Annotated in this window: 9 protein-coding genes; 3 read left to right on the top strand and 6 right to left on the bottom strand. The window is 56.8% G+C overall.

The features are described from left to right. Positions 1–7: 7 nt before the first annotated feature. The gene (gene purQ, locus EI77_RS02850) at positions 8–715 is read left to right on the top strand and encodes a phosphoribosylformylglycinamidine synthase I (RefSeq protein ID WP_243838644.1); all 708 of its coding nucleotides are present in this window, start codon (positions 8–10) and stop codon (positions 713–715) included. A gap of 14 nt (positions 716–729) precedes the next feature. Here the strand turns inward: purQ and EI77_RS02845 are convergent, their stop codons facing one another. Further along, a complete protein-coding gene (locus EI77_RS02845; RefSeq protein WP_166646996.1) occupies positions 730–1599 on the bottom strand; it encodes a transglutaminase family protein in 870 nt (289 codons plus the stop codon). Between the two features lie 13 nt (positions 1600–1612). Continuing rightward, complete coding sequence (locus EI77_RS23225) at positions 1613–2323, bottom strand: transglutaminase-like domain-containing protein (RefSeq protein ID WP_166646995.1); 711 nt, start codon at positions 2321–2323, stop codon at positions 1613–1615. A gap of 304 nt (positions 2324–2627) precedes the next feature. On the opposite strand from EI77_RS23225, the gene EI77_RS02835 reads away from it, so the two are divergent. After that, on the top strand, positions 2628–3764 hold the full coding sequence (locus tag EI77_RS02835) for a M20 family metallopeptidase (protein WP_208300248.1): 1137 nt from the start codon (positions 2628–2630) through the stop codon (positions 3762–3764). An 8-nt stretch (positions 3765–3772) separates the two neighbouring features. Here the strand turns inward: EI77_RS02835 and EI77_RS02830 are convergent, their stop codons facing one another. From EI77_RS02830 to EI77_RS02820, 3 genes are all read right to left on the bottom strand, one after another. Beyond that, entirely contained in the window at positions 3773–4204 is a 432-nt protein-coding gene (locus tag EI77_RS02830) for a hypothetical protein (protein ID WP_133793233.1), read from the bottom strand. A 91-nt stretch (positions 4205–4295) separates the two neighbouring features. Further along, positions 4296–4958: a L,D-transpeptidase family protein gene (locus EI77_RS23525; protein ID WP_208300247.1), complete on the bottom strand. Its 663-nt coding sequence runs from the start codon at positions 4956–4958 to the stop codon at positions 4296–4298. A 75-nt stretch (positions 4959–5033) separates the two neighbouring features. Next, a complete protein-coding gene (locus tag EI77_RS02820; RefSeq protein WP_133793232.1) occupies positions 5034–5825 on the bottom strand; it encodes a TatD family hydrolase in 792 nt (263 codons plus the stop codon). Positions 5826–6123: 298 nt separating this feature from the next. On the opposite strand from EI77_RS02820, the gene EI77_RS02815 reads away from it, so the two are divergent. Continuing rightward, positions 6124–7752: an arylsulfatase gene (locus EI77_RS02815; protein ID WP_133793231.1), complete on the top strand. Its 1629-nt coding sequence runs from the start codon at positions 6124–6126 to the stop codon at positions 7750–7752. Between the two features lie 166 nt (positions 7753–7918). Here the strand turns inward: EI77_RS02815 and EI77_RS02810 are convergent, their stop codons facing one another. Continuing rightward, positions 7919–12322, bottom strand: coding sequence for a choice-of-anchor D domain-containing protein (locus EI77_RS02810; protein ID WP_133793230.1), 4404 nt, complete (start codon positions 12320–12322; stop codon positions 7919–7921). Positions 12323–12324: the final 2 nt, after the last annotated feature.

Below are 12324 nucleotides of genomic sequence, written 5' to 3'. Positions count from 1 at the left end.
ACCGTTCATGCCCCACGCCCTTCTCATCAAATTCCCTGGCACCAACTGCGATCTGGAAACCTCCCGTGCTCTCGAAGCCGCTGGTTTCACCGCTGAAGTCCTGCCCATCGCCCACCTGGAGCCGGAGTCTCTGGACCGGGCTCAACTGATCGTGTTCTCCGGCGGCTTTAGCTATGGCGATTATGTCATGAGCGGCCGCATCGCCCAGCTCATTACCAAGCACAAGCTGGGTGAGCGCCTGAAAAAGTTCGTGGCCGATGGCGGTTATGTACTCGGCATCTGCAATGGCTTCCAGATTCTTACTCAGTTGGACCTCCTGCCACGTGGCAGCCTGATTCACAACGACACAGGTCGTTTCATCTGCCGTTGGGCTCCTCTGAAGAAGAATGGCAACACCAGCCCCTTCCTCAAAGCTTTGCCTGACAACTTTGAACTGCCCGTCGCCCATGCGGAAGGCCGTTTCGTTGGTGAAGCAGGCGACGCTGAAAAGTATGTCAAGGATGGCCATGCCGCCCTGCTTTATGGCAAGGATGTCAACGGTTCCAGCGCCCAGATCGCCGGTCTTCAAGATGATACCGGGCGTGTCTTCGGCCTCATGCCACATCCTGAGCGTTTCATTGCCAAAAACACCCACTACGATCCCGATTGGAACGGTGCAGAGCAGGGCTGGGGCTATTACCTCTTCAAGGGTGTGGCTGAAGCCATGGCGGCCTGAAGGAAGGGTTCCCTTTACGTGAGGAGATAGGCACTCAGCCTGGTGACATAGAGGTCCACATCGGTTCTCAGGAAATCCCGGCGAGTGCCTGTATAGGTTCCTGAAATGGGGGGGACGTTTTCAGAGTATCTGGAAACGGCCACCGGGAAGTAATGCGAGGAAGCCAGTATGCCCCAGCTCGGATCAAAGCCGATCCAGCCTGCCCCAGGAAGATATACCTCCGCCCAGCCGTGCATGGACATGCGGCCGTTGATGTCCGGGGAATACATGTATCCACTGACAAAGCGCGAGGCGATACCCAGATAACGGCAGGCCTCCATGAAGAGGGTGGCGAAGTCCCGGCAGGAGCCACTCTTCTTTTCCAGCGTTTCCGCCGGGGACTGGACTCCCTTTTCTAGCCGTCGTTGATACTTAAGGGTACTGTAGATGTGGGTATTGAGCTGCTGAAGGAGTTCGAGCGTTCCCAACCGTTTGCCTGGGTGCCAGACGGGGTGGAGCCAATCGCGTATAAGGTCCACATCCCTCTCATAGATGTTTCGGCTTAGTGCATGCAGTTCCGTATAAAGCTCAGCCTCATACGAGAAAGGGTATTCAGCAGCTTCGGGATCGATGACAAAGTTGAAGGGATTGGATTCGATAACATCGAGGATGAATTCTGCCTCAATGACGAGTTCAGATGCGTGCTCAGTGAAATCAATGTGCCCGATGTTGTTTTCGTGCAGTTCTCGTATCCATCGCAGACGGTGGGGGATGGAAATGGTGAAAGCGCACTTTTCCAGGCGGAGGCTGTGGCTCTCCCGGGGGCGCATCATCAGTTGGTGGGAACCAAAAGAGACCTGTGTGGAGTAGAGATATGCCGTCCGGTGCTGAATGTGTATTTTCAAGAATGAGGGAATCCTAAGGGAAACGCAATTGCGTGGTGCCGTCGAGGCGCTTTGAAAGGTCAATGGGGTCTCCTAGCATCATTCCTTGTGGATTGACTTGATAGGCCCAGACCATGAAGTGAACTAGGGTAGCCGGACCATAGATGGTGGAGAAGGCGCCGTCCACAGCATCCATGCCATGGCCCAGTTTGATACGGCCGATGCGCGGTACATTAAAACGGGCATCGATGGTATACCACTGACCCAGATAGACCTCGCCATAGGCGTGGAAATCCATAGGGCTACCGCTGTCCAGGTAAGCGATGTCCGGCAGATGTCCGGTCACATAACGTGCGGGCATGTTTAAGGCACGGCAGAGGGCGACGACCACGTGAGCAAAGTCACGGCAGACGCCATACCCACGCTGTACGACATCCCAGGCGGTAAGATCGGGGCTGCCAGAGCCAAAACGATACTCAATGTTATAATGCACCCAGTCACTGACAGCGTGCACGCGTTCCATTCCGGGATTGAGGTGGCCAAACTGCTGCCAGGCAAAGTTCGAGAGCTTATCGGAATCGCAATAACGGCTGGGCAGGGTATATCGCAGCAGTTCCTGAGGCAGTTCATTGACCGGAAGGGCATTGACGTATGCATCGCGCAGTTCGGGCAGCGAGGATACAGCCACGAAGGCATCCATATCGATCACATTGCGGCCAGGCACCAGCATGGTGCGGCAGGTCATGTTGCCGTGTGAATCTAGAAATTCATGGGGCGAGAGATAGGGACCAAACTGGCATCTTTCCTGGAGTACCAGGCAATTCATATCCCGACGAGGCCGGAGCAGAAAGGAGATGGGAGTAAAGAGAGAAGTTTCGTAAACGAGGTTGCACCCCACGCGGACAGTGAGATCAAGATAATCTGAGTACATGATGTATAGCTGAACCCCGAAGACTATCTCCTGAGGACACACGCTATCTTCTCTAACGCGAAAGTCGTGCCAGCAGCGGCAGCGAATACCGCGACATTCTACTCGCCATTCAGGCAACATGCAACCCATCACCCTCTCCACTGCGATGTCATCCCCTCTTCTTGAAAGGCTTGTCTCCCTCACTTGCGATCTCATGCACATTCCCAGTACGGAGAGTTATCCAGCGGAGCGTGAACGCTGCTTTGCCCTTTGCCGAGGCCGTCTGGAGCCTTTGGACGGGGTGGTGATCCGCGAATACGAAAGCCAGGGTTTTGGCTCCATGGTCGCAACCGCAGCAGGCGTGGAAATTCCAGATATTTTGTTAGTCGGGCATCTGGATGTTATCGAGCATCCAGAGATAGAAGTTTATCAATCGTCCATCCGCGATGGGCGTTTATGGGGACCCGGATCGGGCGATATGAAGGGACAGTGTGCAATAATGCTGGAACTTTTCTGCAATTTGCAACGTCGCTTTCCGGGTTTGTCGCTCGGTATTGCCTTCACTTCGGATGAAGAACGTGGGGGGGAAGATGGTGTGAGGTATCTGTTTGAAGACGTGGGGCTTCGCTGCGGTCTGGCCATGGTACCGGATGGCGGGGCTATTCATCGGGTGACGGTGGAGGAAAAGGGAATCCTGCAGGTCCGCATTCGTTTCATTGGAAAGGAAGGGCACGCGGCGGCTCCGTGGCTGGGTCCAAATTCTCTAGCTGCGCTGGCCAAATGTCTGGTCCGACTGGGCGAGCATTTTGATGCTCTCCAGGATGACTCGCTAGACCATTGGTATCCGACTTGTGTGCCTACTTTATGCAGCTCCCCCAATCGCACCATCAACTGCATACCGGGGGAGGCTGAGGCGACTATCGACCTGCGTTTCCCACCGCCATACACGGTTGAGAGCCTGCTGGCTATCGTCACGGAGATAGCAGGGCCTGGAGCAATTGTGGAGCCGGTGGCCACCGCGCCTGCCACACGTCTGGCCCCGGACCCGCTTTATCTCGAGATCACAGAGCGCCTCACAGGGCAGCCTGCGAAGCTGGTGCGCGCCTCGGGTGGCAGTGATGCCTTATACATCTCCCAGTATGGGATTCCGGTGGTTCTCTCCAGTCCGATCGTGGGGAACCTTCATCGGGCTGATGAATGGATGGATCTGGCTTCCATGGAACTATACTACCGCATTTGTGAGCAGTTTATCCTGGAGAAGCTTCAGCTTGGCTGAAGGAGATACTATTCGAAGAGCACCGCCGGTGCTCCGAATTCCTGAGGCCAATCCACATAGGGGACGTCGGTGGCACCGATGATGTAACGGACGGTGATCCACTTGCCGTTTTGCTTTTGAAGGAGTGCAAAGATGCCGCCGTCGAAGGCACCTTCACGGATGGCTTCTTCGTGGATGGTGCCGCGATAGTCCATTTCACTGCCATCTGGCTTGAGAGGAACGCCTCCGAGGAAGGCCCAGCCTTGAAGAACCTTGAGGCGGTCTATTTTGAAAATGGCCTCCCTTTTCAGCTCGGCCTGAACGGGAATGCGCAGGGCATCCACAATGGCCTTACGTTCTGGATCACCGGGCTTGGGAGTATAGGGCGAAGCAGCCTGGAGGATGCAGGTGCCCAGAGGCAATAACAGAAGGGAAAGGAGAATGCGGCGGGAAAGGTGCATGCAAGTAATGAGGGTCTGTTAGCGGGCTGCATCAAGCGCATCTGGTTGAGACGCTGCGGATGGCTGTGGCCTATCGTCAATCTCCAGTGCGTCAGGGGACGATCTCCACCGGGGTGCCGGCGGAGCATTCATTGAAAAAGATTTCGGCCATTTTGGTGGGGAGGCGGATGCAACCATGGGAGGCGGGATAACCAGGGAGATAACCTTCATGCATGCCTATGGGACCGTTGATGCGCATGAAATAACGCATGTTGGCTCCATCAAAAATGGCACCGGGAGGTTTGCGATCCTTGCGCACAGCCACTTCTTTTTTCAGGATGGCTCCATCGGCGTCCACATAATCTCCGTAGAGATTGGATTTGTGGTCGATGTCTTTCTCCGTGATGCGGAATTTCCCTGGACGTGTGGAGTGGCTTTCGCGGCCAGACGAGATGGGGGACATGCCGACGATCTGGCCATCCTTCATAAAGAAGACCTTCTGCTCTTGCAGGCTGATGCACATGCTGGGTTCCCCGGGTACGCCATCGCCATTCCAGAAGGAGCCGTCATCAACAGGCTCTTCACCTTTCTTTTTTTTGTCGCCAGCTGTTTGTTGCACCTCAATACGGATTTGCTCCGTGGTGTATCCCCCGCCTGGGGCAGGACGGCGGATTTCACGGGTAACATACGTTTTTTTCTGGGAGCTACAGCTCGCGCCATAAAGGATAACCGCCGGGGTGAAGGCGATAAGAAGCAGGCGCTGTAAAGAAATCATGCAGGAGGTCTGTCGGGATGGTTGCTGTCTATGGAGCACATTTGAGGCCTGATGCCATCATAAGACTCCAATATTTCAGACAAACCCTTTGAAGAACTCTTCGGCGGTGGTGGAAGTATCGCGGGCAATTTTTTCCACGGGCTGTCCACGGAGGGCGGCCACAGCCCGTGCGGTATCCGCTACATAGGCGGGTTCGCAACGTTGGCCCCGATGGGGTACGGGGGACAGGTAAGGGGCATCTGTCTCCAGCATGTACTGCCCTGCTGGCACTTGGCGCACGGCTTCACCCGCAGGGCCGGGGTTTTTAAAGGTGACGATTCCGGTAAAGGAAATGAGATGCCCTGCATCAAGTAGTGGCTGTGCCTGCTCCAGGCTGCCCGTGTAGCAATGGAAGACACCGCGCAGACGTCCACTGTAGGGAAGGACGATGGCGGTGAGGTCATCCCAACTTTCACGGTTGTGTAGGACGACGTTGAGGCCAAGCTCTGCGGCCAAGTCCAGTTGCAGGTGAAGGCAGCGGGCCTGATGCAGTTTCCAGCCTGCGAGGTCAAATCCCTCTGGAGGAGCATGGAAGTAATCCAGGCCGATCTCGCCAATGGCGGCCACTTTCGGATGCTGGGCCAGATGGCGGAGTTCGACGATCCAGTCCTCGCCAGAGACGGTGTCCACATCACAGGGATGGATACCCACGGCTACCCTGACATCCGGCTCCTTTTCAGCAATCGCCAGGAGCTTGCGTGCATTGGGCAAGTCCGTGGCGGGTGCCATCATACGGGTAACTCCGGCTGCGCGGGCACGGTCCAGGATGGCAGGGAGGTCGTCGTCAAATTTATGGCTGCCCAGGTGGGTGTGGGTATCGAAAAACATGGGGTTTGGTAGCGGAAGATGACCGGGGGTGCAAGAGGGCGGGCGGGGGAGTGATGGAGGTGTGGATTCTTTTGCGGCAAGAGCTGGACTTTATATTGTCATCGGTTGGTCGCAGAGGGGCAGAGGGGCGGAGAGGGCAGAGTTGGAAGGCCTTTTGGAAGGGCAGTGGTTGGGTATGGGAGGTTTTTTTACAGGATTAACAAGATTTGGGACTGAAGGGACAGGTGACGAGTGGCGTGGCGGAGGAGGATGCTGAAAGGGGCGCAAGAGTGGGGTGGTGAGGACGTTGTGATGGGGAATGCGTGGATTTCTTTCTTTTTTCGTTTTTTTGGGGCTAGTCACGGCGACGGCGGCGGACAGGCCTAACGTTGTTTTTATTCTGGCGGATGATCTGGGGTATTCGGACCTGGGGTGTTATGGCGGCGAGATCGCGACACCGAATCTGGATGGTCTGGCTAAGAATGGGCTGCGGTTTACCCAGTTTTATAACACAGCCCGCTGCTGGCCTACGCGAGGGGCACTGATGAGCGGATATTATGCGCAGCAAATTCATCGGGATGAGTTGCCTGGGCTGGGTGGTGGCGGGCGGGGGGTGCGCCAGCCGTGGGCGAGGCTGCTGCCGGACTTTTTAAAGTCGGCGGGTTATCGGAACTATCACAGTGGGAAGTGGCACATTGATGGGCCAGTGCTGGAGGCGGGCTTTGACCGCTCGCTGGATACCCGGAACCAAGGGAACTTTTTCAGTGCCAAGGGGAATGCGATTGATGATGTGCTGGTAAAGGTGCCTGAAAATGAAACGGGCTATTACACCACCATCGTCACGGCGGATCATGCCATCGACTGCCTGAAGGAGCATGCGGCGAAGTATGCTGACCGTCCCTTCTTTCACTACATCCCTTTCATTGCCCCGCACTTTCCGCTGCATGCGCTGCCGGAGGATATCGCGAAGTATCGTGACAAGTATCTGCAAGGCTGGGAGGTGATGCGGGAGGCGCGCTATCAACGGCAAAAGCAAATGGGGATCGTGAATACGGAGCTGTCTGCCCTGGAGAAAAAGGTGGGACCACCATATGATTTCCCGGAGGACTTGGAAATCCTGGGACCAGGAGAAATCAACCGCCCGCTGCCATGGGAATCCCTGACGGATGAACAGCGGCGTTTTCAGGCGACGAAGATGGCCATCCATGCGGCCATGGTGGACCGGATGGATCAGGAGATCGGGCGCATTCTTCAGCAGCTCAAGGACATGGGCGCGTATGAAAATACACTGGTCTTCTTTGCCTCCGACAATGGGGCGAGCGCGGAGATCATGGTGCGGAATGGGGGACATGATCCGAAGGCTGAGCCTGGAAGCGCGGCGACGTATCTTTGCCTGGGGCCGGGTTTTTCCAGCGCCTGCAACACGCCTTTCCGCAGGCACAAGACCTGGGTGCATGAGGGGGGAATCAGCACCCCTTTGATCGCCCATTGGCCGAAGGGGATCACGGCGCATGGGGAACTGCGGCAGACGCCGGCGCACATGGTGGACATTGTGCCAACGATCCTGGCCATCACGGGAGTGGAAAAGCCGAAGGAATGGCAAGGAGAGACCATCCCTGAAGCGCCCGGGAAAAGCCTGATGGCGGCCTTTACGAAAGATGAAACCGTGAGCCGGGAATCCATCTGGTGGCTGCATGAGGGCAACCGTGCGGTGCGCGTGGGGGACTGGAAACTGGTGGCTGCGAAAGGCGATCCATGGGAGCTGTATGATCTGAAGTCAGATCGCGCAGAAGCGCATAATCTAGCGGCTCAAATGCCTGAGAAGGTGAAGGAACTGGAGTCCGCTTGGCAGCAGCAGACGGATGACTTTTCCACCCTGGTCAATAAGACTCTGGACCAGCAACCGAAGCTGCCTGCGAAAGGTAAGGGCAAAAAGAAGAAGAAATGATGTGGCTTTTTTGGAGGTTAAGCGAACGACGAATTAGAGCACTGAAGCTGGAACTGGTGATGACAAGCTGACTCTGGCTCCGATGTGCGTGATTCGTTTACTGCACAGCGCCTGAGGGCGCTGTGGGGGCGGGACGCCCCCACTCCTTGGGCTGCGGGGAGGCCGTTTACTCAGCGCTTGCTTCGGTGCCAAGGACATTGATTTCGATTGGGACGGTCAGGGGGCGTGATTTGTCTTGGCTGGTGAAGATGCCGCGCAGGGGCTCATCCGGGGTGAGCGTGAGGCCATCTATGCGGCCATAGGGAAGAGGAGAGTTAGCGTATGGAGTTACGGCATTGAAGGTTTTGGTGTTCCATGTCCAGGCGGTCAACTGTCCTGTTATCGGATGGAGGCTGGCGGTTTGGAGTAGTCCGCCCAGAGAAGGTGAAGGCCAGTTTCTGGTGCCGGTTTCACCAGGCAGGATCTGGTTGCGAGAGTTGAGCATAAACTGCTGGCTTTCGCCCGTGGAAAAGGTCATTTCCAGGAGGTTGTCCTGTCCGTCAATGCCTAACAAACTTTCGCCCGTGGCAGGTGTGCGGTGAATGGCAGAGCGGTGGCTGAAACGAATCTCGCCTGCCTGATGCGAGTCGGCATTCCAGCCCAGTTCCCCCTGAGTCTGAATGACTGAACCCAGCGGAATGGTCATCCAGCCGGAGAAGGTTTCATATTTCGGTAGCCAGGCATGAACTGGGGCAAAGGGTATGCTGACGTCATCACAGAGAGGGAAACTGGAGACGAAGGGGATGACACCCTCCCGGGTAGCCAGACGGCCAGCGATGGCTACATTTCCCGAGGTGGAAATACTGCTGCGGGCGTAACCGGTGGCCATCATGGAGGGATCTGTCTCCACTGGAAGGAAATGGCTGTGAAAAAAGGTTGGGTGGTGGTGACCGGTAATGATGAGACGGCAGACGCCAGCAGGCTTGTCATCCAGGGTGATTTTTCCGAGATAATCAGTTAGGGTGATTTTGACAGCGCAGGGGCCGTCCGGGCCGGTCAAGGTGGTTGCTATGACGGCTTTGTCCTCATCGCTCCATTGGAGTGTGCCCGTGAAGCGATGATTCAGCCGTTTGACCGGGCTGGTATAGAGGCTCAAGGTGCCAGTGTAGCTGCCTGAGGAACTGACGATGAGCAGCAATGGTCCTCCCCGGCCGAAGGTGCCTGGCGTATCCCGGTCAATGAGGCCGACGAAACGCCCCCTTTCATAAATGCCCAGCGGGAGGACACTGGCTGGAATCTGCTGGATACTGGAAGTCCCAGCGGCATTTTTAGCATGGGCGGTGATGGAATAAGTGCCGTCACGAAAAGGTGTGCCGGTGAGTTGGCCGGTGAGAGGATTGAGCCGGATCCCGGGAGGGAGGCCTGAGGCGAGGTATTGGGTGACTTCGCCAGTGAAGACCAGCTGCTCCGATACCTGCTGGCCGACTTTCCATGAATAGAGGGTGGGGGCGGCAGCAGGTACAGGAGGCAGTTTTGGGGTCAGCCCATAGGACACACCTGTGCGCTGCGCATTGCCCAGCGTCACGCGGCAGGTGTAGGTGCCTGCATCGGCAGCTTTGGGATAAAGGGTAAGCGCCTGGCTCTTTTTCCCCTTGCTGGATGAGGGAAGAGGATGGCCATCGCGAAGCCATTCATAGGTTACCGTTGGCCCCGCGACGGGTTGGTTTAGCCGAAGGAACTTTCCTGGTACGTAGGTGAGCGAGGATGATTCATGGCCGATCACAGCCACACGGGCTGTGCCACTAATCCGTGTGCCGGATGCGGAAGTGATCTTCACATAATAGCTGCCAGCCTGGGCGGTGCGAATGGCGGCCAGCGTCAATGTGCGGCTGGTTTCCGAAGGGAGTCGGCGATTCTGATAAAACCATTGATAAGAGAAACCCGCCTCACTTGAAGTCATCGCCTCCAAAGTGACTGTTTCTCCACTCTGGGCAATATGGGCGAGAGGTGAGATGAGCCGTTCTGAAGTGGCTTCATGAAATCCTTCGAGATGAATGTCATAGGTCCAAGTGCGGATGGAGGGATCTTTGATCCCAAGCCGTGCTTGATGAAGCCCCAGGCGGTTCGCCTGGAAGTGAATGCCCACGGTCGTGGTTCCGCCGGGTTGGATGACACGGGAGAGTGGCTCTGAGACGGAGAAGCTGGATGCGTGATCTCCGTCGAGCGTGAACTCAACCGAAAGGGGTTCTGTGCCGGTATTTGTCAGCAATAAAGTGCGCTCATTGATCCCCGCAGGAGGGGCAGGCGTGGGTGTTTTTAAGGCCAGGATTTGGGGAGTGGGGAGCTGATTTTGCGAATCGATGGAAAGGCCGAAGTAGGACGTGGAGCCTGGGGGTAACGGAGTGTCTGCCATCTGGTCAGTGACCTGGAGACGGGCGAGGTTTCCTGGCTCAGCTCTGGACTCCAGAGCGACGTCAAACACCTTCGACGGTGATGACTGATCCCCTGGATAAGAGATATGCGCGATTGCACGCAAAGTGCCGGGCTGGGCGTGACGGGCCTGGACGAGCCAGACTGTAGGCGGGCGCGGAGTGGTGTCATTCGGATCCCATTGCATGGTCCATGCGACCATCGTTTCAGTGCAGGTGAACTTGTCTGCATCTGGGCCGGTGAACTGGACCTCTGGCAGGTGACTTTGGGGGACCGCACTCAGCGGATGTACGGCGAAGAGGACGTGGCCGAGGTTTTGATGGATCTGAAGAGTGGTTAGGCCGTCGCTGCAATTTTGAACGCCAAGGGCATCCGGGATAGGCTGACGAGGATAGAGGCCGTCAATATCCAGTTGGGCGAAGCCATTCACGGGCCTGGAGGAAGCGGGGGCAATCCAGGGAAGTGGGTATAATACAGGCTGGTGAAAGGTGGCTGAACCGATGTTTGTCAGGCCGATGATGCCCGGAAGCTGGCCATTCAAGATGAAGTCGTAAGGGTTGCCTGCGAGAGTGTGCCGCATTTTTCCGGCGATGAGTACTTTGCCATCGCGCTGGGCGTGGATGGCCAGCACATCCTGGTCAAAAAGCTGGCGCTGGGTCAAGCTGTAGGAGCCTCCATAATAGGGGTTCTGAAGATGAATAACCTGAGGCAGAGATTGCTGAAAGGGGGCCATGGCAGGCTGATGAATGACGAAGACATCCCCGCTGCTGAGTATGGAAAGCGCACGGGGCGCTTTTTCACGGAGGGCGGTAGGGCTGCTACTAGGGAAAGCCACCTGGGCGGGTAGAAAGCGAGACAAAAGGGGGGAACCCGAGGGACTGATCAAGGTCACCCAGGGAGTCACCCATTCCAACGCGGGCTCCTGTCCGTAGATGGATTCCGGCGGGCGGATGCCTGCGATGGCAAGCTGGCCTGAGGCGGTGGCGAGGGCGGAGACGAGGGCAAAGCCTGGGTTATGAAAAGCGGGGTCCGGGCTGCCATCGGCATTCAGGCGGCCGAGTCCCTTATACATGCTTGCCGGGGCCTCTGGATCCAGAGATGTGAAGGCACCGCCGACAATCACACCGCCATCTTCCTGCAAAGCCAGGGCATAGACGGGGCCGTCTGGAGCAGGCAGGAGAAAGGTTTCATCCACGCTGCCATCCGCATTGAGTCTAACCAAGTTTTGATGACCGGCATAATCCCCCTCACCACCAACGAGGATGCGGCCATCTGGCAAGACAACAATGGCATGGGTGATGAAGGTTTGGGGATTGTATTCCGTGCTGGGGGGGGATTTAAAGGTGTCATCAAAGCTGCCGTCAGGATGGAAGCGGAAGAGGTATCCGGGCCGGAGTGCCGTGCCGAAATTTCCGGGCAGGGGGCTGGCGAAGCAGGTTTGCATGCCGTTCATGTCCCCGCCGATGATGAGTTTGCCGTCGCTCTGGACGGCGAGGGTGGTGATTTTTCCCCAGCTCGAATGGCTGCCAAAGCGGCCGGTTTCCGTGCCTTCAGGCGTCAGCTCACGGAGGGTGGAAACGATGTTTCCGGGGACGTGAAGCGGCTGATAACCGGCCATGAGCACATTGCCATTGGGCAGCTCCGCCAGGGCGGTGCCAGTCCAATTTTGGCGATGAGGGAAGCGGAGGTTGGCGGCCTTTCCATAAGCGCCTGTGCCGCCGAGGAAGTATTCGTGAGCCGGGCCGGTCAGGCCGTCCCAGGTCAGGGTGACTTTGGCCCCATGAGGCCCGACTTTGAAGGGGCGAAATTTAAACCTGAGAGTGGCCGATGTGCCGGGTGGAGTGGAGGGTGGCAGCTCAATACTGAAAGCTCCGGCCTCGGGGCCGCTGAAGGTTGCCTGGATGTTGGAAAGGGGCTCGGTCCCAGAGTTAAAGACTGATTTTTCCTGGGAAGGAGATTCTTCGCCAAGGACGACCGTGCCGAATTTCATCAAATGACCTTCGCTGAGACGATGGGTGGGGTAATAAGGTGGCTCAATCCAGCCTGAATCTAGCCGAATGGAAGAAGGGGCGGCGATAGAAGGCTGCTCAGCCCCTAAGGCAGAAAAGGAGGCCGCGAGGACGGGTATTGAAAAAAGCGTTACCTTGAGTGCGTGAAACATGG

The organism is Prosthecobacter fusiformis (assembly GCF_004364345.1).
Lineage (GTDB): Bacteria > Verrucomicrobiota > Verrucomicrobiia > Verrucomicrobiales > Verrucomicrobiaceae > Prosthecobacter > Prosthecobacter fusiformis.
Note: the sequence above shows the minus strand (reverse complement) of the source record. Positions and strands in the feature narration are given on the sequence as shown.

Excerpts from the sequence above, each read along its gene's own strand:
- purQ (WP_243838644.1), top strand. The coding sequence starts at position 8 with ATGCCCCACGCCCTTCTCATCAAATTCCCTGGCACCAACTGCGATCTG.
- EI77_RS23225 (WP_166646995.1), bottom strand. The coding sequence starts at position 2,323 with ATGACCTGCCGCACCATGCTGGTGCCTGGCCGCAATGTGATCGATATG.
- EI77_RS02835 (WP_208300248.1), top strand. The coding sequence starts at position 2,628 with ATGCAACCCATCACCCTCTCCACTGCGATGTCATCCCCTCTTCTTGAA.
- EI77_RS02830 (WP_133793233.1), bottom strand. The coding sequence starts at position 4,204 with ATGCACCTTTCCCGCCGCATTCTCCTTTCCCTTCTGTTATTGCCTCTG.
- EI77_RS23525 (WP_208300247.1), bottom strand. The coding sequence starts at position 4,958 with ATGATTTCTTTACAGCGCCTGCTTCTTATCGCCTTCACCCCGGCGGTT.
- EI77_RS02820 (WP_133793232.1), bottom strand. The coding sequence starts at position 5,825 with ATGTTTTTCGATACCCACACCCACCTGGGCAGCCATAAATTTGACGAC.
- EI77_RS02815 (WP_133793231.1), top strand. The coding sequence starts at position 6,124 with ATGCGTGGATTTCTTTCTTTTTTCGTTTTTTTGGGGCTAGTCACGGCG.
- EI77_RS02810 (WP_133793230.1), bottom strand. The coding sequence starts at position 12,322 with ATGTTTCACGCACTCAAGGTAACGCTTTTTTCAATACCCGTCCTCGCG.